This is a genomic window from Pseudarthrobacter sp. NamB4, assembly GCF_005796185.1.
Lineage (GTDB): Bacteria > Actinomycetota > Actinomycetes > Actinomycetales > Micrococcaceae > Arthrobacter.
Window position 1 is genome coordinate 147893 of sequence record NZ_VAHM01000003.1, and the last position, 21082, is coordinate 168974.

Annotated in this window: 19 protein-coding genes; 11 read left to right on the forward strand and 8 right to left on the reverse strand. The window is 63.9% G+C overall.

Features of this window, described 5'->3' with window-relative positions; genetic code table 11:
- Positions 1 to 33: 33 nt before the first annotated feature.
- From FDW81_RS03655 to FDW81_RS03665, 3 genes are read right to left on the reverse strand one after another with little or no spacing between them, the layout of a single operon-like run.
- Complete coding sequence (locus tag FDW81_RS03655) at positions 34 to 1134, reverse strand: polyprenyl synthetase family protein (RefSeq protein ID WP_240719895.1); 1101 nt, start codon at positions 1132 to 1134, stop codon at positions 34 to 36.
- A gap of 47 nt (positions 1135 to 1181) precedes the next feature.
- On the reverse strand, positions 1182 to 2258 hold the full coding sequence (locus tag FDW81_RS03660; protein ID WP_138132811.1) for an ABC transporter permease: 1077 nt from the start codon (positions 2256 to 2258) through the stop codon (positions 1182 to 1184).
- On the reverse strand, positions 2255 to 3775 hold the full coding sequence (locus tag FDW81_RS03665; protein ID WP_138132812.1) for a sugar ABC transporter ATP-binding protein: 1521 nt from the start codon (positions 3773 to 3775) through the stop codon (positions 2255 to 2257). The genes FDW81_RS03660 and FDW81_RS03665 overlap by 4 nt, the downstream gene beginning before the upstream one ends.
- Positions 3776 to 3928: 153 nt before the next feature.
- On the opposite strand from FDW81_RS03665, the gene FDW81_RS03670 reads away from it, so the two are divergent.
- The 7 genes from FDW81_RS03670 (at position 3929) to FDW81_RS03700 (ending at position 11174) form a co-directional block, all read left to right on the forward strand.
- Positions 3929 to 4972: a substrate-binding domain-containing protein gene (locus tag FDW81_RS03670; RefSeq protein WP_138132813.1), complete on the forward strand. Its 1044-nt coding sequence runs from the start codon at positions 3929 to 3931 to the stop codon at positions 4970 to 4972.
- A gap of 88 nt (positions 4973 to 5060) precedes the next feature.
- Positions 5061 to 6233 carry a Gfo/Idh/MocA family protein gene (locus tag FDW81_RS03675; protein WP_138132814.1) on the forward strand — a complete coding sequence of 391 codons (1173 nt, stop codon included), beginning with the start codon at positions 5061 to 5063 and terminating at the stop codon, positions 6231 to 6233.
- Positions 6234 to 6540: 307 nt separating this feature from the next.
- Entirely contained in the window at positions 6541 to 7287 is a 747-nt protein-coding gene (locus tag FDW81_RS03680; RefSeq protein WP_138132815.1) for a sugar phosphate isomerase/epimerase, read from the forward strand.
- Entirely contained in the window at positions 7284 to 8426 is a 1143-nt protein-coding gene (locus FDW81_RS03685; RefSeq protein WP_138132816.1) for a Gfo/Idh/MocA family protein, read from the forward strand. The genes FDW81_RS03680 and FDW81_RS03685 overlap by 4 nt, the downstream gene beginning before the upstream one ends.
- Positions 8423 to 9628, forward strand: a complete 1206-nt coding sequence (locus FDW81_RS03690; protein WP_138132817.1) for a Gfo/Idh/MocA family protein — start codon at positions 8423 to 8425, stop codon at positions 9626 to 9628. The genes FDW81_RS03685 and FDW81_RS03690 overlap by 4 nt, the downstream gene beginning before the upstream one ends.
- A 1-nt stretch (position 9629) precedes the next feature.
- Positions 9630 to 10625: a sugar phosphate isomerase/epimerase gene (locus FDW81_RS03695; RefSeq protein WP_138132818.1), complete on the forward strand. Its 996-nt coding sequence runs from the start codon at positions 9630 to 9632 to the stop codon at positions 10623 to 10625.
- 15 nt (positions 10626 to 10640) lie between these two features.
- On the forward strand, positions 10641 to 11174 hold the full coding sequence (locus tag FDW81_RS03700) for a GNAT family N-acetyltransferase (RefSeq protein ID WP_138132819.1): 534 nt from the start codon (positions 10641 to 10643) through the stop codon (positions 11172 to 11174).
- 18 nt (positions 11175 to 11192) lie between these two features.
- Here FDW81_RS03700 and FDW81_RS03705 read toward each other — a convergent pair whose 3' ends face one another.
- Together FDW81_RS03705 and FDW81_RS03710 are read right to left on the reverse strand one after the other, a co-directional pair.
- Positions 11193 to 13373, reverse strand: coding sequence for a glycogen debranching N-terminal domain-containing protein (locus FDW81_RS03705; RefSeq protein WP_138132820.1), 2181 nt, complete (start codon positions 13371 to 13373; stop codon positions 11193 to 11195).
- Positions 13374 to 13432: 59 nt separating this feature from the next.
- The gene (locus tag FDW81_RS03710; protein WP_138132821.1) at positions 13433 to 14494 is read right to left on the reverse strand and encodes a glycosyltransferase family 4 protein; all 1062 of its coding nucleotides are present in this window, start codon (positions 14492 to 14494) and stop codon (positions 13433 to 13435) included.
- A gap of 219 nt (positions 14495 to 14713) precedes the next feature.
- On the opposite strand from FDW81_RS03710, the gene FDW81_RS03715 reads away from it, so the two are divergent.
- Positions 14714 to 15412 carry a DsbA family oxidoreductase gene (locus FDW81_RS03715; protein ID WP_138132822.1) on the forward strand — a complete coding sequence of 233 codons (699 nt, stop codon included), beginning with the start codon at positions 14714 to 14716 and terminating at the stop codon, positions 15410 to 15412.
- A gap of 55 nt (positions 15413 to 15467) precedes the next feature.
- Positions 15468 to 16118 (forward strand): TetR/AcrR family transcriptional regulator, encoded by a 651-nt coding sequence (locus FDW81_RS03720; RefSeq protein ID WP_138132823.1) that lies wholly within the window; start codon positions 15468 to 15470, stop codon positions 16116 to 16118.
- 69 nt (positions 16119 to 16187) lie between these two features.
- On the opposite strand, the gene FDW81_RS03725 is transcribed toward FDW81_RS03720, so the two are convergent.
- A complete protein-coding gene (locus FDW81_RS03725; RefSeq protein WP_138132824.1) occupies positions 16188 to 16865 on the reverse strand; it encodes a LytR C-terminal domain-containing protein in 678 nt (225 codons plus the stop codon).
- On the reverse strand, positions 16858 to 17157 hold the full coding sequence (locus FDW81_RS03730) for a type II toxin-antitoxin system VapB family antitoxin (protein WP_138132825.1): 300 nt from the start codon (positions 17155 to 17157) through the stop codon (positions 16858 to 16860). Before FDW81_RS03730 ends, FDW81_RS03725 begins: the two co-directional genes overlap by 8 nt.
- Before the next feature lie 145 nt (positions 17158 to 17302).
- Between FDW81_RS03730 and FDW81_RS03735 the strand changes: the two genes are divergently transcribed.
- Entirely contained in the window at positions 17303 to 18232 is a 930-nt protein-coding gene (locus tag FDW81_RS03735; protein WP_138132826.1) for a hypothetical protein, read from the forward strand.
- Positions 18233 to 18508: 276 nt separating this feature from the next.
- Positions 18509 to 19924 carry a stealth family protein gene (locus tag FDW81_RS03740; RefSeq protein ID WP_138132827.1) on the forward strand — a complete coding sequence of 472 codons (1416 nt, stop codon included), beginning with the start codon at positions 18509 to 18511 and terminating at the stop codon, positions 19922 to 19924.
- 108 nt (positions 19925 to 20032) lie between these two features.
- Here the strand turns inward: FDW81_RS03740 and FDW81_RS03745 are convergent, their stop codons facing one another.
- The gene (locus tag FDW81_RS03745) at positions 20033 to 20962 is read right to left on the reverse strand and encodes a phosphodiesterase (protein WP_138132828.1); all 930 of its coding nucleotides are present in this window, start codon (positions 20960 to 20962) and stop codon (positions 20033 to 20035) included.
- Between the last annotated feature and the right edge of the window lie 120 nt (positions 20963 to 21082).

Genomic DNA, 21082 nt, shown 5'->3' on the forward strand with positions numbered 1-21082 from the left:
GGCAGGAAGGCTGTATCTATGAGGCGGGAACCATTATGGCGTACCCCGTTGTGGTTCCATGCCGGAGACGACGGCAAACAGCATCTCTTGAAGGCGCCGGCGCAGGGCGGGGGGCACTCCGTCCGACTCAAGATGCATTACCGCCAGCTGGGCGTTCTCGGTGGCCAATGCAATGGCATAGTTCTTTGCGCCGCAGGCCATCAGGACAGTCCGGACGTACCCGGCGTCGGCAGCGGTCATGTTCGGGGACCCGATGACTGAGGCGATCCTGCTCCACTCCGGCTGTGTGGCTGCATAGGAGAGCAGCGCGGTCCGCTTGCCTTCCCGAAGGTCCCCCCAGTTGGTTTTGCCGGTGCGGCTTTCCTTGCCGAAAACTCCCAGCACGTCATCGGCGATCTGGTACGCGATCCCGGCGTAGCGCCCGGCGGACGCAAGCGCGCAAATAACCTTTTCCGGTGCTCCGGCCAGCACGGCTCCTGCCTGCAGCGGCGCCTCAAAGGAGTAGACCGACGTCTTCTGGTAGGCAGTCTTGGTGATGTCCTCGATCGTGGGCATCGTGGAGGTGCGGCTGAACTCGACATCCAGGATCTCCCCGCCAACAGAGGAAAAAATCGCGTCGTCGAGGATGTCGTGCAGGCGCTGGCGCACACGGGCCGGCGCTTCGGATGACCTCAACAGCCGGTAGGCGCCGGAAAGCGCAAGGTCACCGGCGAGGAGCCCGGCCGCGACTCCGGCGTGCTCTGCGGTGGCAGCGGGGGCACCGGAACGCAATGCACGGCTTCGGTAGTGGCCGGACACGTTCGGGATACCGCGCCGAATGAAATCACGGTCAACCACGTCGTCGTGAACAATAAGGGCGCTGTGCAGGAGCTCGTAGGAGGCGCCGACTGCAGCGGCGCTGGAGAAATCAGTGCCGCCGAGGAGCCGGTACGCCAGCATAACCAACCGCGGGCGGGAACGCTTGCCGCCCGCGGTTGCCCTTTCAAGTGCTTCCCAAAGGTGCAGATAGGAGCCGTTGACGGCGGCAGCACGCAACTTCGCGTCCGCGAAAAACTGCTGCAGCGTATCCTCGACGAGCGCGAGGTCGGCGCTGGCATTCAGTGCATGGTCTGCGTCCACGTAAGTCACCGTCACGGCCCTCCACTCCGTCGTCCTGGCTCCCCCGGTCTGGCCGGTACTGTCTATGCGGCGGCTTTCTGCAGGCCTGGCTTTTCCCTCTTCCTGGGGCCCCGGGCTGCGAAGCGCTGCTGCAGGAGTACTGCAACAACGATGATCAGGCCCTTTGCCAGTGCCTGGACGGAGGTGTCGAGGTTGTTCTGGGTGAAGACATTGGTCAGGGTGCTGAAGATCAGCACTCCGAGGACCGTCCCCATGATCGTTCCACGCCCGCCGATGAGCAGCGTGCCGCCGACAACGACGGCGGCAATCGCGTCGAGTTCGTACAGGAGGCCGTGCGTTGAGGTGCCTGCGGTGGTGCGACCAAGCATCATGACGCCAGCGATGCCGGCGGCAAGCCCGGCAAGCACATAAAGGTAGACGAGGTGGCGCTTCACCTTGATGCCGGCCAGGCGGGCTGCTTCAAGGTTTCCGCCGATGGCGATGGTACGGCGGCCAAAGGTGGTGCGGTTCAGGAGGAACCAGCCCGCGATGGCCACGATAACGAAAATCCAGATCAGGAGCGGAACGCCGAGTACTTCGGCGCGCATGACCCGCAGGAAGTCACGGTTGGTCACGATCTGGGTGCTGCGCCCGGAGATGAGTTCGGCAAGGCCACGTGCCCCGACCAGCATGGCCAGAGTGGCAATGAAGGCCACGACGTTGCCGTACGCGATCACCAGCCCATTGATCAGGCCGGCAATCACGCCCACCGCGAGAGCGACGAGAACCATGAGGACCCATGACGACTGCGCAGCAGCCAGCTGAACGCTGGTCAGGCTGGCAATGACGGTGGTAAGCCCCATGACGGAACCGACGGAGAGGTCGATGCCGCCCGCCGTAATCACGAACGTGACGCCGATGCTGATCACACCAATAATCGAGGCGTACCGGAAGATGGTGAGCAGGTTCTCGAAGTTGAGGAACCGGTCCCCACTGGTGACGGCGCCGACCACGAAGAGCAGCGCCAGGGCGATTACCAGTCCCAGGCTTCGTCCTGCTGAGCCCTTTAGGAAACCCTGAAGAGGGCTGGCCTTGGGGGCGCGGTGGTCGGCCGGCGCGTTGGTGGGCGGTTCAGCGACCTTGGTGTTCTGCTCGCTCACGCGGCACTTCCCTTCATGACGAGGTCGAGCACTCCGTGCTCATCTATATCGCTTGCTTTTGTTTGGGTGAGGACTTTGCCGTCATCAATGACGAGCACGTTGTCGGCGAGGCCCAGGACTTCCTCGATTTCGCTCGAAACGACGATGATCGCCGTCCCGGCCGCCGCCAGTTTGCGGATGAGGGCGTAAATCTCGGAGCGTGCACCCACATCGACGCCCCGCGTCGGTTCGTCCAGCAGCAGGACCGACGTTCCGTGTACCAGCCAGCGGGCGAGGAGGATCTTTTGTTGATTCCCGCCCGATAGGGTCCGGGCGGGACGGTCAGGATCAGCCGGACGCAGCTCCAGTGCAGCGATCTGCTCACGGGTGGCGTCCCGTTCAGCCGCCTCGTTCAGGTGGCCGGCCCGGGCAAAGCGCTCGAAGGTCGAAAGAGTGACGTTCTTGAAGATCGGCTCATCCAGGATCAGCCCCTGGCTCTTGCGTTCCTCGGGCGATAGCCCGATGCCAGCGTTCACCGCGGATGTTACCGAGCCCGGTCGGAGCACCTTGCCGTTCACGGTCACCCGGCCGGAAGAGGCCTTGCGCGCACCGTAGACGGTCTCGAGGATCTCGGAGCGCTTGGATCCCACCAGTCCGGCGAACCCGAGGATCTCACCGGCGCGCACCGTGAAGCTGATCTTGTCGAAGTGTCCCAGGAGCTCGAGGTTGTTCACGTCGAGCACAACCGGGGCATCGGACGGCACGGGTTTCCCCTTCGGGAAGACATTCTCGACGTCCCTGCCCGTCATCAGGCGGATCAGTTCTGGCCTCGGAGTATCTGTCACGCTCAGCCCGTTTGCCGTGCTGCGCCCGTCCTTGATCACCGAGATGCGGTCGCCGATCTGCCGGATTTCTTCGAGCCTGTGAGAGATGTAAACGACCGCGATGCCCTGCGCGGTGAGTTCGCGGACCACGCGGAAAAGGTTGGAAACTTCGCCAGAGTCGAGGATGGCGCTCGGTTCATCCATGATGATCAGCTTGGTATCGCGAGACAGCGCCCGGGCCATGCTCACGATCTGCTTGTTTGCAGCGGAAAGGGTGCCTACTTCCGTGGAAGGGGAAAGATTCCCGTGCCCCAGCCTCTTCAGGAGGGTCCGGGCAATGGCGTTCGCCTTTTTTACATGCAGGACACCCCCGGTGGCGCGCTCATGGCCGAGGAAGATGTTCTCGGCAACAGAAAGCCCGTCGACGACGTCAAGCTCCTGGTACATGGTGGCGATGCCCAGGTCGAGAGCCGCAGTGGGGCGGGGAAGGGTAATCGGCTTGCCCTCCCAGCGAATTTCGCCGCTATCGGGCTGATGGACGCCGGAGAGCGTTTTGATAAGGGTCGATTTGCCGGCTCCGTTCTGTCCCATGACGCAGTGGACTTCTCCTGGCAGGACCTGCAGGTCGACACCTTTGAGCGCCTGGACGCCAGCAAATCCCTTGGTGAGTCCCCGGACTTCGAGCAACGGCCGTGGCTGATCTTCTTCGAACATGCGACGAACCTAACACATTATGTCGGCAATCGGTACAAGGTCGTCGATTTGTGCCAGTCTTCTGTTATTGTGACAGCAGTCACGCAAAGTAGCGGGCATGAAAGAGCATGCTGCACCAGGCGAAGACGCACCTAACTCATTGAGGAGATACACATGCTTGCAGTTCGTACGGGCCGGAAGATGCTCGTCACCACCGCTGCCCTTCTTGCTGTCGGCACCCTTGTTACCGGGTGCACGGAAGGGGACGGCGGTACTAACACGCAGCCGACCAACGCGTCCGTTGAAGGCAACCAGGCCCAAGGTGACACCGTTGTCATCGGCTTCTCCGGCCCGGCGGCTGACCACGGATGGCTTGGAGCCATTAACTCCGCAGCCATTGCGGAAGCGAAAAAGTACGGGGACATCGACCTGCGGGTTGCTGAGGGCACCAACGACGCAAACCTGCAGATCAGCCAGGTAGAACAGTTCATCAACGACCGTGTGGACGCCATCGTGCTGCTGCCAACTGACGGCGCCGCGCTGACACCGGTTGCCACACAGGCAATGGAAGCCGGAATCCCGGTGATCAACGTAGACCGCGAGTTCTCCACCCCGTTCGCGGCGCGCACCACTATCCTGGGCGACAACTACGGGATGGGTGTCAGCGCGGGGACCTACATCTGCGAGAAGCTCGGAGACAACAAGAATGCCGTCGTTGCGGAGATCGCCGGCATCGACTCGTTGCCCCTGACCCAGGACCGTAGCAAGGGCTTCGCTGACGCTTTGGAATCATGCGGACTCAACGTGGACAACCGCGTAGCAGCCGACTTCACCGTCCAGGGCGGTGAAGCAGCCACCTCGCAACTGCTGTCCGCTGCCCCGAAGATCGACGCCATCTGGAACCATGACGACGATCAAGGCATCGGCGTGCTGGCTGCCATCGACAACGCCGGACGCAAGGAGTTCTTCATGGTTGGCGGAGCCGGCTCGGCCAACGCCATGCGCGAGATCCAGTCTGACGAAAGCGTCCTCGACGCGACCGTCATCTACCCCTCCACCCAGGCGGCTGACGGCATCCGACTGGCCCGCCTGGTCGTCCAGGGCAAGGCCATGAGCGATCTCGTGGAAGTGGAAGTTCCGAAGCGCATCGTTCTCAACGCGCCGGTTGTTACCAGCGAGAACGTTGAGCAGTACCTGCCCACCGGCTTCGAGTCGTAGGACGGCGCGGTGTGGGTTCCCTGCCACTGGCGTGGAGCCCACACCGATCCAACTGCTTAACCACCATCTGCCGGATAAAGAGGAAAGAATGCTGAACGACGTACCATCCCTGAGGGTTGCCCTAATCGGACACGGATTTATGGGCGCAGCCCATTCGCAGGGATGGCGGGTTGCACCGCGATTCCATGACCTGCCGGCCAAGCCGGAGATGACACTGCTGGTGGGCCGCAACGCCCAGGCAGTTGAAGCATCGGCCGCAAAATGGGGTTGGAAGGAGTGGGAGACCGATTGGCGGGCAGCCATCGCCCGCGACGACATCGACGTTGTCGACATTGTTACGCCCGGTGGCGCGCATGCCGAGATCGCCATTGCCGCACTGGAGGCGGGCAAGCATGTACTGTGCGAGAAGCCCCTGGCAAACACGCTTGAAGAAGCTGAAGCCATGGCTGCCGCCGCCGACGCCGCCGGTAAGGACGTCTTCGCCATGGTGGGCTTTACCTACCGGCGTGTTCCTGCCGCGGCATTCGCAAGGGACCTGGTGCAGTCCGGTGCCATCGGTGAAATCCGCCAGGTACGTGCGGCCTACCTTCAGGATTGGCTGGTTGACGCCGAGGCGCCCCTAACCTGGCGGCTGCAGAAAGACCATGCCGGGTCCGGAGCGCTCGGAGACCTTGGCGCACATGCAGTAGATCTTTCCCAATTCATCACCGGCCAGAAGGTCACCGGCGTCAGCGGGATGCTGAACACCTTCGTCCACGAGCGCCCCCTGCTTGGCCAGGCATCCGGGCTGGCCGGCACTGCCTCAGCCGGGCGTGGCCAAGTCACCGTGGACGACCTCGCACTGTTCACCGGCCGTTTCGACGGCGGGGCAGTCGGTTCCTTTGAGGCCACCCGTATGTCCACCGGCCGGAAAAACGCGCTCCGCATTGAGGTCGCAGGCACTACCGGCGCCATCTCCTTCGACCTTGAAAACATGAACTCGCTCGGTTTTTACGACGGCACCGCACCGGAGACCCGCCAAGGGTTCACCAACATCATGGTCACCGAGCCCGCCCACCCCTACATGTCTGCCTGGTGGCCTGCCGGGCACACTCTGGGTTACGAACACGGATTCGCTCATCAGGCGAAGGACTTTGTGGAGGCCATCGCGGAACGACGCCGGCCGGAGCCGTCCTTTGCTGACGGCCTGCAGGTGCAGAAGGTACTCCATGCCGTGGAACGCAGCGCGGAGGCGGACAGCGTATGGACCAAAACGATCTAGTGTCGGACGCCACTGATCCTGCCACCGAAGGGGCCGAGGGGGCATGGCCCGCAGCCGGAGCCGCCTACTCTCGGCACCAGTGTTTGCTGCCGGAAGCCTTAGGTGAATCGGCGGTTGAACTGCGTGCCTTCTATGGCGCGCTCTCCGCTTTGTAGGCAGTGGCTCAGCCAGCCTTTCCAACAAAGCACCAGCTCTTATCAGTTTTACGTGCAACGACTTATGCTTGACCGTCTGAGAAAAGCCCTCCTACCTTTGCAGGAGATGGACATGCACCGGACGGGCGCATGCCAATGACGCCAGGAGACCCATGTCCTACTCACTTCAGCTCTATACCCTCCGCGATGCCATTGCGGAGGACCTGCCCGGAACCATCCGCAAGGTGGCGGACATCGGGTTCGCCCAGGTGGAGCCCTACAACTTTGTGGCCACGGCCAAGGAACTTGGAGCAGCGTTGAAGGAAAGCGGGCTGACGGCTCCGTCAGGTCACGCTCCCCTGCTGGGCCAGGACCAGGACGAAATCTTTGCCGCCGCCAGGGAACTGGGCATCAGCACTGTCATCGATCCTTTCATTCCCGCTGAGCTCTGGCAGTCGGCCGAAGACATCCGGGAAACCGCCGCGCGGCTTAACGCTGCCGCCAAAAAAGGTGCCCGGTACGGCATCCGGGTGGGCTACCACAACCACCAGTGGGAGCTGGAGTCCATCATTGAGGGCCGCACAGCCCTGGAGTTCTTCGCGGACCTGCTGGATCCCGGGCTGGTCCTCGAAGTGGACACCTACTGGGTTGCCGTGGGCGGCCAGGACCCGGTCGAGATCATCACGAAGCTGGGAGACCGGGTGAAGTTCATCCATATCAAGGACGGTCCGCTCACCACCGACACCAAGGCCCAGCAACCGGCAGGACAGGGCAAGCTTCCGGTCCTGGATGTCATCGCCGCCGCCACGTCGCTCGAGGTGGGAGTGGTGGAATTCGACGACTACGCCGGAGACATCTTCGAAGGCATCAACGAAAGCCTTTCGTTCCTGACGGCAACCGGCGAAGGAATCAAGGCATGAGCATCCCCGCCCCGGCAAAATCATCCCGCAAAGGCCCTGTGGGTGTCGGCGTTATTGGCGCCGGCAACATCAGCAAGCAGTACCTGGACAGCCTCACGGTCTTCCCGGACCTCAAGGTCCACGTCATTGCCGACCTCTTCGAGGAAGCCGCCGCGGCCCGCGCGAAGGAATACGGCATCCCCGAATGGGGAGGCGTGGATAAGGCACTGAACCACCCCGACGTCGAAATCATCGTCAACCTGACCATCCCGGCCGCGCACGTCGAGGTGGCAACCGCCGCCGTGAACGCAGGCAAGCATGTCTGGACCGAGAAGCCGTTTTCACTGGACCGGGAATCCGGCCTGGGGCTGCTAAAGGCAGCCGACTCCGCGGGTATCCGCCTTGGCTGCGCTCCCGACACCTTCCTGGGCGCCGGCCTCCAGACAGCACTGAGGCTGATCCAGCGCGGTGATATCGGTACGCCCCTGACCGGCATGACCACGTTCCAGACCCCCGGCCCGGAGTCCTGGCACCCCAATCCGGCCTTCCTGTTCCAGTACGGTGCGGGCCCGCTGTTCGACATGGGCCCTTACTACCTCACTACCTTGGTCCAGGCCTTCGGCTCCATCCGCAAGGTGGCCGCCGTCGGGTCCAAGGCGAAGGACATCCGCGTCATCGGCTCCGGACCCAAGGCGGGCGAGGAATTCACCGTGGAGGTACCCACCCACGTCTCCGCCATGGCGCAGTTCGAGTCCGGCGCGTCCTCCCACAGCGTCTTCTCCTTCGAGTCGCCCCGCACCCGGATGGGGTTCGTGGAGATCACCGGCACCGAGGCCACCATCTCGCTGCCGGACCCCAATAACTTCGACGGCGACGTCAGGCTCTGGCGGGCAGGCGACGAGGATTGGACCACCATCCCCGCAACAGGTCCGGCGAACGGGCGCGGCATGGGCGTCCTGGACATGGCACGCTCCCTCCGTGCCGGCGTCCCCCACCGCGCCACAGGAAGCCTCGCCTATCATGTGCTGGACGCCATGGTTTCCATCTCGGAGTCCATCGACTCGGGCACCTTTGTGGATGTTGAAAGCTCCGCGCCCGCCTCCGCGCCCCTTCCGGTGGATTGGGCACCGGAAACGATGACCCTTGGAGGTCATGCATGAGCCGGCAACAGGGCAAGACGCGCCTGGGCGTGGCGATGGTCGGTTACGCGTTCATGGGCAAGGCCCACTCGAACGCGTGGCGGAACGTTGCCAGCTTCTTCGAGGTCCCCGCCTTCGAGCAGAAGGTCCTGGTGGGCAGGGACGCCGCAGCCGTTTCCGAAGCCGCCGCCAGGTATGGCTGGTCCGAAACTGCGACGGACTGGCGGAGCATCCTGGACCGGGACGATATCCACATCGTCGATATCTGCGCACCGGGGTGGATGCATGCCGAAATTGCCACGGCCGCCCTTGAAGCCGGCAAGCACGTGCTCCTCGAAAAACCGCTCGCGAACACGCTGGCGGAGGCCGAGGCCATGACCGAGGCGGCACAGGCTGCCCGGGCCAGGGGCGTGCAGTCCATGGTGGGCTTCAACTACCGCCGCGTTCCCGCCCTGGCACTGGCCAAGGAACTGATCGCCACCGGCAGGATCGGGACCGTCCGGCAGGTCCGCGCCGCCTACCTGCAGGACTGGCTCGCCGACGACCAAGCACCCATGACCTGGCGGCTGAAGAAAGACACGGCCGGATCGGGCGCACTGGGCGACATCGCCTCCCACGCCATCGATCAGGTCCTCTTCCTCCTCGGTGACTACGTCACCGAGGTCTCCGGCCGCCTGCAGACCTTTGTCACCCGCCGGCCCGGCACCGGCGGGCTGGAGGACGTCACGGTCGACGACGCCGCCTGGGCCACACTGACCCTCGCCTCCGGAGCAATCGCCTCAGTCGAGGCCTCAAGGGTGGCCACCGGCCGGAAAAACTCCCTGCAGCTTGAGGTTTACGGCGACAAGGGCGCGCTCCGCTTCGACCTGGAAAACCTCAACGAACTGCAGTTCCTGGACGCCACGGCACCCGCCGACGAGCAGGGCTTCCGCCGGGTCGTCGTCACCGAACCGGAACACCCCTACCTGGAAGCCTGGTGGCCGCAGGGCCACATCATCGGCTGGGAACACACCTTCACGCACGAGATCCGCGACTTCCTGCTCGCCATCGACAGCGGTACCGCACCCTCGCCGTCGTTCGAGGACGGACTGGAAGTCCAGCGCATCCTGAACGCCGTGGAGGAATCGGCCGCCGCGAAAAGCACCACCATCCAACTGGCTTCACCGCCAGACTCCCCCGCCGCTGCCACTGCCACTGCTGCTGCCCGCATTGAAGGAGCCTGAGATGCCCCGCCCGTTCACCCTGTTCACCGGCCAATGGGCCGACCTCCCTTTCGAAGAAGTCGCCCGCCTCGCCTCAGGCTGGGGCTACGACGGCCTGGAAATCGCCGTCTCCGGCGACCACCTGGACGCCTGGCGCTGGGACGAACCCGGCTACGTCGACTCCAAACTCGAGATCCTGGACAAGTACAACCTCAAGGTCTGGGCCATCTCCAACCACCTCAAGGGCCAGGCCGTCTGCGATGACCCCATCGACTTCCGCCACCAGGGAATTGTCGGCGCGAAAGTATGGGGTGACGGTGACCCCGAAGGCGTCCGCCAACGGGCCGCCGAGGAAATGAAGCACACCGCCCGGCTCGCCAAAGCACTCGGCGTGGACACCGTTGTCGGCTTCACCGGTTCCTCCATCTGGCAGTACGTCGCCATGTTCCCGCCCGTCCCCGAGAAAGTCATCGATGCCGGCTACCAGGACTTTGCCGACCGGTGGAACCCCATCCTGGACGTCTTCGACGAAAACGGCGTCCGCTTCGCCCATGAGGTCCACCCCTCCGAGATCGCCTACGACTATTGGACCACTGTCCGCACCCTTGAAGCGATCGGCCACCGCGAAGCGTTCGGCCTGAACTGGGACCCCTCGCACATGATGTGGCAGGGCATCGACCCCGTCTCCTTCATCTGGGACTTCAAGGACCGGATCTACCACGTGGACTGCAAGGACACCAAGGTCCGCCAGACCGGCCGCAACACCGTCCTCGGCTCCCACCTGCCCTGGGGCGACCCCCGCCGCGGCTGGGACTTCGTTTCCGCCGGCCGTGGCGACGTCCCCTGGGAAGCCTCCTTCCGCGCCCTCACCGCCATTGGCTATGACGGCCCCATCAGCATTGAATGGGAAGACGCCGGCATGGACCGCCTCCACGGCGCCCCCGAAGCCCTCGCGGCGCTAAAGAAGTACGACTTCCCGCCGTCGAACACCTCCTTCGACGCCGCCTTCCAGCAGTAGGAAATAAATCCCTGCATGGCTTCAGCAATACGACAGGCAACAACGGACGACGCCGGGGCGCTGGCTGCCCTGGCGTCGGTCACCTTTCCGCTGGCATGCCCGCCGTCCACGTCACCTGAGGACATTGCCGCCCACCTGGCCAACACACTGAGCGAAGGCCACTTCCGGAAATACCTCGGCGACCCTGGCGTCACCGTGCTGGTCATTGACGCAGAGGGTGACCTCCGGGGCTACAGCCTCCTGGTCAACAGGCCCACGGCGGACCCGGACGTGTCCTCGGTGCTGACACGGACGCCATCCGTGGAACTGAGCAAGTGCTACGTCCATCCCGGGCACCACGGGTTGGGCGCGGCGGCCGATCTCATGCACGCCAGCCTGCAAGCGGCGGCCGCCGCGGGCGGTGCCGGCATCTGGCTCGGCGTGAACAGCCAGAATGCCCGCGCCATCCGCTTTTACGAGAAGTCGGGCTTCCGGAAGGTGGGCACCAAGTCCTTCCAACTGGGAAGCACTGTGGAACACGACTTCGTGCTGGAGCGGCCCCTTCCCTGACGGCCGTACTGATGCGGCTTATCTTGCCGCCTGCTTCAGGTCGCTCTGTCCGGAGCCTGCGGCCCCAGCCTGAGGCGGGTAGGCCAGCGGTGGCCGCGGCTCTGCCACGAGCTTGAGGCCGGGCGGAAGGCCCTCGATGTCGCCGTGGTTCCCGCGCGCCTTAATCGTGATCCGCGAGGTGTCCAGCAGCACGTTCTCGGCCTGGAAGTCGCCCATGTCCTCGGGCAGGATCGGGGCCAGGTGCACTACTCCGCGGGTGTGGACGGGGTCGAAACGCAGCAGCGCACGGATCAGCTGAATGGGCGCTGCCGCCGCCCACGCCTGCGGTGAGCAGGCGGTTGGGTAGGGCACGGGTCCGGGGAACTCGGCGCGGTCGAAGCCGCAGAACAGCTCAGGCAGCCTGCCATCGAAATGTTCGGCGGCCTCGAAGATGCCGGAGGCTACCCGCCCGGCCTCCTCCACGAACCCGTATCTCATCAGCCCGGTGGCGACCAGCGCAGTATCGTGCGGCCACACCGACCCGTTGTGGTAGCTCACGGGGTTGTACGCACCCATGTCCGAGGCAAGCGTCCGGATCCCCCAGCCGGTGAACATCTGGGGTGACATCAGGTGCTCCACCACGGAGGCTGCTTTGTCCTCATCCACAATGCCGAGCCAGAGGCAATGGCCGATATTCGACGTTAGGCCGTCCACCGGCCGTTTGTCCTTGTCCAGTGCCACCGCGAAGTAGCCTTTCTCCGGCAGCCAGAACTTTTCGTTGAAGGCGGCCTTCAGGTCCGATGCCCGTTGGGCCCAGTGCTGTTCCAGGGCAACGTCACCGCTCCAGCGGGCCAGCAACGACCGGCCCACGTAGGCGGAATAGACGTAGGCCTGGACCTCGCAAAGGGCTATGGGGGCCTCGGCCATAGTTCCGTCCGCGAAATTGATGCCGTCCCAGGAGTCCTTCCACCCCTGGTTGATGAGCCCGTGGTCGTTGGGGCGGAGGTACTCCACGAATCCATCGCCGTCGCGGTCGCCGTAACGGTCGATCCACTCCAGGGCGCGGTCAACGTGCGGCAGCAATGATTCGATGATGTCCTCCGACAGCCCCCACCTGCTCAGTTCCCCCAAGAGCGCAGCAAAAAGGGGCGTGGCATCGGCCGTTCCGTAGTAGGCCGTTCCGCCGAGGGACAGGCCCGCTGTGACGCCGAGCCTCACTTCATGGGGGATGCGTCCGGGCTCTTCCTCGGAGTCCGGATCCACTCTCCTGCCCTGAAGGCCGGCCAACGTCTGCAGCGTCCCCGCGGCCAGGTTGGGATCAACCATCAGGCTCATGTAGGAGGCCAAAATGGAGTCCCGTCCGAACAACGCCATGAACCAGGGCGCGCCTGCCGCCACGGCAGCCCGTTCCGGATGGTGGGGATCAAAAATGCGCAGTGACCCCAGATCGCTCTGGCTGCGGTTCAGCAGTGCCTGCAGGTTTGCATCCCCCACGGTAATCACCGGGACGTTCTGTTCCCAATGCCGGTGCCGGCGCACACCCTCCCGATGGCGCGGAAGCCCGTCGTCGGAGAAGGCTCCGGCGGGCGCCTGCCCGTTGATCAGCGGTACCACAATGACGCTCGTTGCCCACTTGCCGCGTGGCGGAATCCTTGTGCGGAATCGTAGTCCCTCACTGCTGACAGTCGCGCCACGCGCGTGGACGGCAGATCCGCGCTTTTGGCCGTTGTGGGATGTTTCGATCACGAGCTGGCCGTCACGGACAGTACGCACGGGTTCGGGATGCTGGGACGCCCGCCCTACCTTGACGTCAAACAGATCAGCCTGGTCCGCATCCACCAAGAGCTCGATATCGCAGTCCACAGACTCCGCCGAGTAGTTTTCCAAGGTGATGTCATCCTGCAGGCCGGCGCCAATATGCCGGGTGTGGCGCACTACGAGAGGGCTGTCGAAACGGCCGTCCGGCCATTTCGCCCTACCAACAAAAGTCGCTTCAAAGGGTTTCGGGCGCTGGGCCACCAGCGGCTCGCGCAAGGATTCGTTGATGCGCAGTACCCAGTCGGAAATGATGCGCGTGTCCTGGAAAAAGGCCCCGTTAGTGCCTGAGTCGGAACTGATGTCTCCGGTCCCGGACGAAATGCAGAATGAGGATCCTTCCACCACCGTTACCGATCCTGATTCGGATGCTGCAGCCTCGGTATCGGCGTTCCATGCAGTCATGGAAAGGGCTCCTTCCTGAAGGATTCGGGATGCTCCGCGGATCGGAGGACCGCCGCCCCTTAAAGATTCTGGTGCAAAGCCACCACATCCGGAACCCCTGCTGGCATTCTGCCGTCAAGCAGTTCCGTGAAAAGCCGAAGGTGGTCGTTCACCATGCGTTCCTCGCTGAACCGTTCCGCCACAACCCGCCGGCACACGTTCCGATCCAGGCCCGCTGCCTGCTGGATGAAGCCGGCCAATTGTCCAGTCGATCCCAAGCAGCCTGTGCGTCCGTGCTCGATGATTTCGGGTGCTGAACCTATCAAAGTGCCTACTACCGGGGTCCCAGTCGCCAGCGATTCGATCATCACCAGCCCGAAAGGCTCCGGCCACTGGATTGGATTCAGGAAAGCCACTGCCTCCCCCATCAGTTTGTACTTGGCGGCATCATCCACCTCGCCCACAAAGTCTTCGTTCGGTCCCAAGATTGGTTCGATGACCTCACGGAAGTAACGGATCTCTCCCTGCTCGCGCATCTTGACCGCGATCCTCAGCGGAATTCCGGCCTCGCGGGCGATCATGACCGCTTCCAGCAGTCCCTTGTCCGGACAAGCCCTCCCTACGAAACACAGATAGCCTCCACTGCCGGAACCCGTCGGCACGGACGAGAGGTCCATGCCGTGGTGAATCACGCGGGTGACAGGAACCTCGGGAGCACGTGAACACTGATCCCGGGAAATGGCGATGAGTGCTGCTTTCTGCGCAATGGCGCTGTAAACGTCCTTGGCTTCGGCGTTGAGCGGGCCGTGGATCGTGGTTACCAGGGGGATATGTTCCGGCCGCTGCAGATAAAGCGGGCCGGCCATCGTGTGGTCATGAATGATGTCCACCTCATCCAGTCCGGCGTACGCCCGGACGACATGGCTCAGCTCGGAAAGAGTCAGGTTCAACTCCTCCGGAATTGAGGGCCTCATCCCTGCCACCTTCGGCACGGGGCATCCACTGTCCGACGGTGCCGCCAGTAACACCTCATGTCCGGCAGCAGTGAAGCCCCTGGCGAGGCTGTCCACCACTCTTTCCGTTCCGCCGTACGTCATTGGCGGGACCGTGATCCAAGGTCCTGCAACCAGTCCTATCCTCATCCCTGACCTCCATGAAATGACAGGCCGGGCTCCCCAGCAGGCCGGGCGCCTTTCCCGCGGATCACTCCAGATCCGCGAATGCTGTTCGGAGTACAACAAGGCGTCTGCTTATCCCACAATCTGACTATTGCCCACGAACCCCCCGCAGACAAGGCCCCCTGTGCCGGATCTCACGACCCTCCATGGAATGGCAGGTGACGCCCTGCTGTTGGGCAGGACATGAAGATCGAAATCTGGTCCGACGTCGCGTGCCCCTGGTGCTTCATCGGCAAGCGGCGCTTCGAAGCAGCCCTCGCCGCCTTCCCGCACCGCGATTCAGTGGAAGTGACCTGGCGCAGCTACCAGCTGGACCCCACCCTGCCGGAACACTATGAGGGAACCGAACTGGAGTACCTGAGCAGCCGTAAGGGACTTCCGGCGCAGCGGGTTTCACAGATGTTCGATCACGTGGCGCAGCAGGCACGAGCTGAAGGGCTGGACTACCGTTTTGACGCAGTGGTGGTGGCCAACAGCTTCACGGCGCACCGGCTGATCCACCTGGCTGCAGCGCACGGCAGGCAGGACGAGGCCAAGGAACGTCTGCTTAGCGGCCACTTCGAACATGGCCAGGACATTGGCAGCCGTGAATACCTGACGTCGCTGGGCGTGGACCTGGGCCTAGGCCGCGGCGAGGTGGAGGAGCTGTTCACCACGGACAAGTACGCGAACAGCGTCCGGTCCGATGTCGAGGAGGCGCGGTCCCTGGGCATCAGCGGCGTCCCGTTCTTCGTCATCGACCGTAAGTACGGGCTCTCGGGCGCCCAGCCCGCCGAAACCTTCACGGCCGCGCTCAACCAGGCCTGGCAGGAATCGAACCCCCTGGTGCTCGTGAACTCAACCGACGCTGACGCCTGCGGCCCCGACGGCTGCCAGGTTTAGCCGGGCGGTCATGCCGGTAGGGCGGTTTACTGACACATAGCGGTAAAGTGTCTGTATGCCCAGGATTTCAGCGGCCAGCAACGCCGAGCAACGCGCGGACACCCAGCGCCGCATCCTTACTGCCTTTGGCGAGCTGCTGTTTTCCCACGGCCTGCCTGGGCTGACCATGACGGACGTGGCCCGGCACGCCGGCGTGGGCCGGACCGCCGTCTACAACTACTATGCGGACATCGAAGAGCTGCTCATTTCCTATGCGCTGGAGGAAACAGAGAAGTTCCTGTCCGAGCTGCGCGAGGAGCTCGGCCGCCTGGACAACCCGGTGGACCGGCTGGCACTGTACGTGCGCGCCCAGGTGGTTGACCTCAGCCGCCGCCACCTGCCTCCTGGACCCGCGATGGGGGCGGTGCTGTCGCCGTCGTCCTTTGCCAAACTTGCCGACCATGTGGGCGAGCTGAGCGTCCTGCTGCAGGGCATCCTGCGGGACGGGATGGAACAGGGCTACCTGCCTGCTGGAGACGTCCACCAGCAGGCACAGCTGATCCTGGGCACGCTGTCCTCCAGCGCCGCCAGGGGCAGCGATGAACCCGCCGAACTGGAGGCGCGGGTAACCAGGACGGTGCGCTTCATCCAGTTGGGTGCCGGCGCACGGTTCGACGACGCCGGCCACCCCGTGCGCGTTGCCCCGCTTCCCGCCGTGGCCAGCTAGTTACCCTGTCAGCTGTGATCCTGATCAGAACTGTTCAGCAACCCGGTTTGACAGCGCAACTGCCGGCCCTCAGGGAGTGGGCGCCGCCGTCGGGACAACCGGCACCTGCTGGTCATCTGCGATGCGCCGGCTTTCGCGGGGACAACTGAGTGTTCCGGGCGTTTGGTCAACGAGCTCGGGTGGCGTCAGCCCCCTGTAATCCTGCGCCAGGATCACATCAACGCTGCCGTCCAACCTGCCGTCCTGGAAGTAGTCGGACCCCGCAAGGTTCCGCTGCACACTGAAGGCCGCCGCCTGTCCGGCTGCCCCGGAAATTACCGCGGCAACGCCACGGTAACCGGCGTCGATATTGGACACCGCACCCACCACGAACTTCCTGGCCAGGAATTCGTCCGCCACGGTGCGGGCAAGTCCTGGCCGGCTGGTGGAGTTGTAGACGTTCAGGTTGATCTGATCGTTGGGAGTGTAATCGAAGGTTGCATCCGGGCAGGCGGAGACGGTCTCTTCGGCAGCAGGCTCGGCGGCAGGAATCTTCAACCGCCCATCAATGATGGCCAGGGCGGTGATGATGGCCGCCACGATCAGGCCGATCAGGAGGACCAGGACCACCCCGTGCAGGGAGCGGCGGCGGATGCGGGCGGTATCGTCGGCATCGCGGGCAGCGTCAAAGGTGGCACGCAGTTCGGAGCCGGTGACAACGTGGTGGCCGTGGAGGACGCTGGGGTCCTGCTGCTTGTTCCTAGCCATCGAGCACCAGGACACGGGCGTGGATCGCGGTGCGCTGGTGCAGGGCGGTGCGGACTGCGCGATGCAGCCCGTCCTCCAGGTACAGGGTTCCCTGGTACTGCACCACGTGCGGGAAAAGGTCGCCGAAAAACGTGGAATCTTCAGCCAGCAGGGCCTCGAGGTCGAGGGTGCGCTTGGTGGTCACCAGTTCGTCCAGCCGGACCGGACGCGGCGGGAGCGAGGCCCACTCCTTGGGCGTCGTGTAACCATGGTCGGGGTAAGGGCGGCCCTCGCCCACAGCTTTAAAGATCACCTTGCCACACTAGGCATCCTGCACGCTGAGCGAAAGTGCCCGGCCCCTGCCTCTGCAGGTTGTGGCCAAACAGTGACCAAGCGTTACATGGTTCCACGGCGGCTGGCGGCACGGGCGGCCCCGGCACTGCTGACAGAATAGGACCATGACAGCACCCCAGGCCCCTGCCGCGTCCGCACCCGCAGCCCACCCGCCGGCAACGCCGCCGCTGGCGCTCCTGCTCGATGTGGACGGGCCGGTGGCAAGTCCTGTCACCCGCAACGTGAAGCCGGAGATCATCGATGACCTCGTGGCCCTCGCCGCAGCCGGAATTCCGGTTGTTTTCAACACAGGACGCTCCGATGCCTTTATCCGTGAACAGGTCATGGAACCCATGATCACCGCCGGAATTCCCGCCGGCACCATCATCCACGCCGTGTGCGAGAAGGGTGCCGTGTGGTTCAGCTTCACGTCAGCCGGTCCTGGCCCCATCCATGTGGACCGGGAACTCGCCGTGCCTGCGGCCTACGGCGACGACATCCGCCGCATGGTGGCCGAGGACTACGCGGCGCACATGTTCTTTGACGAGACCAAGCGTGCCATGGTGTCGGTGGAGCAGCACATCGGGGTTCCCAGCGCAGACTACCTCGCGGAGCAGAAACTCTTCGACGCCGACGCCATGGACCTGATGGCGCGCCACGGGCTGGGTGTTGTGCGGCTGGACCACCATGCCCCCAATTCCGACGACGAGGTGGACTACCGCGTTGACCCCACCATTATCTCCACAGACATAGAGTCGGTGCGGCTCGGCAAGGACCTGGGCGCCAGCCGGGCGGTGGAGTTGCTCGCCGCGCAGGGGATCACCCCTGAAGCGTGGCGGACCGTGGGCGATTCGCGCACGGACTACGCCATGGCCGATTGGCTGCACCACAACGATCACGCCGTCAAGCATGTGGACGTCCGCCCCGCGGACGGGATTCCGGCCAAGCCGTACGCCATCCTCACGGCCGGGGACCTGGGGCTTGGGGAGTCCGTTATCCATGACGACGCCGGCGGTGCCTTCCTGCGCAGTTGGCGGGAGGCGCTGGGCGCCTAAGCCCCTTCCGGCGGAGTGCGCCGGAAACCTGCAGTTACCCCGGCAGGGCTATCATGCACGTAGGAACGCTCACCTTTCACCAGCACGGAGACAGCCATCACAGAAGCACCGGTACAGGACGAGGTCTACTTCGGTGGCCAGGCGTCCGTAGAGGAACAATTTCACGAGGAAGCCACCTCCGCGGCTGCGGAGCGGCGCCTCAACCATCGGCCCGACGTCATCAGGCACCGGGGACGGTATGCGCTGATCAACTACAACAGGACCCACTACCAGGCCATGGTCGAGGACCTGCTGTTCCTGCGGACTGTCCTCGCGGACGCGGGCCTGGCGTACCTGCTGGTGCGCGGCAACAATGACCGGCCCGTCATAGCCCTGGACTGGAAGGACCGGAAGAAGCTCCGCGCGGCCCTGGTGGAAGCCTGCCGGGATGAGCCCTTTTACTCCATGACCGTGGATGCCAAGAAGAAGACCTCCATCCTGGTTGCCGACGGCGAGCTTTCCACCAACCGGCAGACGCGCATCTTCCGGCTTTACCGGCCCCGGGTCGAGCCCGGGGGCGGCTTCGAATTCGGCGCGTCCGCGGGCGTACAGATCGAGCTGTGGTCCTTCAAGGGCGACGAAATCGTCCTTCCGATCGAAAACTCCCTCACCCGCAGGACAATGCTCCGGCAGGATGCCGTGCGCGGCACCGTTGAGCGCTATGGGCACACCTGGCCCACCATCGAGAACATGTTCGCCGACCACGCCAGCGATATCAGCTTTGACATCGACCTGGTGTTCTCGTGGGTGGACGGCAGCTCCCCCGAGTACATCGCGGCCAGGCGGGCCCAGCAGAAGGACGTGGTCCTGGGCGAGGGCGATGACCACGAGGCCCGCTTCCGGCAGATCAACGAACTGAAGTACGCCCTCCGGTCGGTGTACATGTTCGCGCCGTGGGTACGCCGGATCTTTATCGCAACGGATTCACCGGCTCCGGAATGGCTGGCTGAACACCCGTCGGTGACCATCGTCCGCAGCGAGGAGTTCTTTTCGGACCCCTCCGTCCTTCCCACGCACAACTCACAGGCTGTGGAGTGCCAACTCCACCACATCGATGGACTGTCGGAGCACTTCCTGTACTCCAATGACGACATGTTCTTTGGCCGGCCGGTCAGCCCGGATGTGTTTTTCACTCCTGGCGGCATCACCAAGTTCATCGAGGCCGAAACCAGGATTGGCCTGGGCGAGAACGCGGCAGAACGCAGCGGTTTCGAGAACGCGGCGCGGGTCAACCGGAAACTGCTATGGAACAGGTTCGGACGGATCACCACGCGCCACTTGGAGCACTGCGCCGCACCCCTGCGCCGCAGCGTGGTGGCGAAGATGGAGCGCGAGTTCCCTGAGGAGTTCCGCAAGACGGCAGCCAGCCGTTTCCGTGCGGCGGACAACATCTCCGTCACCAATTCCTTCTACCATTACTACGCCCTGCTCACGGGCCGTGCCGTGACACAGACGGCCGCGAAGGTCCGCTACGTTGACACCACCATGCGGGTTGGCCTGAACTACCTGCCCAAGCTGCTGTCCAAGCGGAATGTGGACTTCTTCTGCCTGAACGATGGCAGCTTCCCGGAGGTGGACGCTGACGAGCGGGCCAAACTGGTCACCGATTTCCTGGAAAAATACTTCCCGGTCAAGGCGCCCTGGGAGAAGTAGAAGGCAAAAGAACAGGGCCGCCTCCCGTAATTCGGTTACGGGGATGCGGCCCTGTTCCTGCGCCTGAGCTTCTCATGCCTGCCAGGTTTCCGGACTGGGCAGGAGTTCCTAGCGGCCCGCAGGCAGTCCGAGCTTCGCGCTGTTCCGCTGCTTGGCGGTCTCGGGGATGCGGATGCCAGCGGCAGCCAGCCGTCGCTGTGTCTCGTCCGGGGAGACATACTCCCCCACCGTCGTCGAGCTGCCCAGCGGAACCACCGAGTGCACGATCGTGTGCTCGTATACATGCACCAGGTTGAAGGACTGCCCCGCGTCCTGTCCGCGGGTGCCTCCCACTGGCACATTGAGGTCCTGGGTGTAGCAGCTCGCCGAAGCCACCGAGACCGGGATGCCGGCAAAGGTGGCCGTCGTCGAGTAGTGCAGGTGGCCGGCGAGAATGCTGCGGACATCCGAATTCCGGATGACTGCCTCGAGCGATGCCTGGTCCCGCAACTCAACCAGCACCGAAAGGTCAAGAACTGAAGGCACGGGCGGGTGGTGCAGTGCCAGGATGGTGCCGTCAGGGGCAGGGGTGTCCAGCTGCCGCGTCAGCCATTCCAGCTGGGACGCGCTCAGCTCCCCATGGTGAAAGCCGGGCACTGTGGTATCCAGGGTGATGACCCGGAGCCCATTGACGAAGTAGCTCTTGTCCACGGGATGATCAGTGGCCGGTTCATCAAGCAGGGCCGTCCGGAAATTGGCGCGGTTGTCGTGGTTTCCCATGGCCCAGATGATTTCCGCGCCGAGTTCCTTGCATGCCGGTTCAACGATGCCGCGAAGCTTCGCGTAGGCTCCCGGTTCGCCCTTGTCTGCCAAATCTCCCGTGAAGATGACTGCCTCCGGCCGCGCCCCGGATGCCTTCACTTCTTCGAAAAGTTGGATGAGGCGCGCTTCGCTGTCGACGACGCCGTAAAGGGGGTCCGGCCCTCCCATCAAGTGGGGATCGCTCAAGTGGAGTAGGAAGTGGCGTGGCCGGGGGTGTTCGGCCTCGATGTGCTCCATTGCTGCCTCTGTGGTCGGTGGGAAACGGCGCTTCCCTTGTACCCTTCAGTAATATTTATCCAATCAGACATTGGGCAAATTTTGGGTAAATTGCCGCAGGTGATGTGGAAAAAGATGAAA

Coding starts and splice junctions, on each gene's coding strand:
- FDW81_RS03665 (WP_138132812.1), bottom strand. CDS start 3,775: ATGTTCGAAGAAGATCAGCCACGGCCGTTGCTCGAAGTCCGGGGACTC.
- FDW81_RS03670 (WP_138132813.1), top strand. CDS start 3,929: ATGCTTGCAGTTCGTACGGGCCGGAAGATGCTCGTCACCACCGCTGCC.
- FDW81_RS03675 (WP_138132814.1), top strand. CDS start 5,061: ATGCTGAACGACGTACCATCCCTGAGGGTTGCCCTAATCGGACACGGA.
- FDW81_RS03680 (WP_138132815.1), top strand. CDS start 6,541: ATGTCCTACTCACTTCAGCTCTATACCCTCCGCGATGCCATTGCGGAG.
- FDW81_RS03685 (WP_138132816.1), top strand. CDS start 7,284: ATGAGCATCCCCGCCCCGGCAAAATCATCCCGCAAAGGCCCTGTGGGT.
- FDW81_RS03690 (WP_138132817.1), top strand. CDS start 8,423: ATGAGCCGGCAACAGGGCAAGACGCGCCTGGGCGTGGCGATGGTCGGT.
- FDW81_RS03695 (WP_138132818.1), top strand. CDS start 9,630: ATGCCCCGCCCGTTCACCCTGTTCACCGGCCAATGGGCCGACCTCCCT.
- FDW81_RS03700 (WP_138132819.1), top strand. CDS start 10,641: ATGGCTTCAGCAATACGACAGGCAACAACGGACGACGCCGGGGCGCTG.
- FDW81_RS03705 (WP_138132820.1), bottom strand. CDS start 13,373: ATGACTGCATGGAACGCCGATACCGAGGCTGCAGCATCCGAATCAGGA.
- FDW81_RS03710 (WP_138132821.1), bottom strand. CDS start 14,494: ATGAGGATAGGACTGGTTGCAGGACCTTGGATCACGGTCCCGCCAATG.
- FDW81_RS03715 (WP_138132822.1), top strand. CDS start 14,714: ATGAAGATCGAAATCTGGTCCGACGTCGCGTGCCCCTGGTGCTTCATC.
- FDW81_RS03720 (WP_138132823.1), top strand. CDS start 15,468: ATGCCCAGGATTTCAGCGGCCAGCAACGCCGAGCAACGCGCGGACACC.
- FDW81_RS03725 (WP_138132824.1), bottom strand. CDS start 16,865: ATGGCTAGGAACAAGCAGCAGGACCCCAGCGTCCTCCACGGCCACCAC.
- FDW81_RS03735 (WP_138132826.1), top strand. CDS start 17,303: ATGACAGCACCCCAGGCCCCTGCCGCGTCCGCACCCGCAGCCCACCCG.
- FDW81_RS03740 (WP_138132827.1), top strand. CDS start 18,509: ATGGTCGAGGACCTGCTGTTCCTGCGGACTGTCCTCGCGGACGCGGGC.
- FDW81_RS03745 (WP_138132828.1), bottom strand. CDS start 20,962: ATGGAGCACATCGAGGCCGAACACCCCCGGCCACGCCACTTCCTACTC.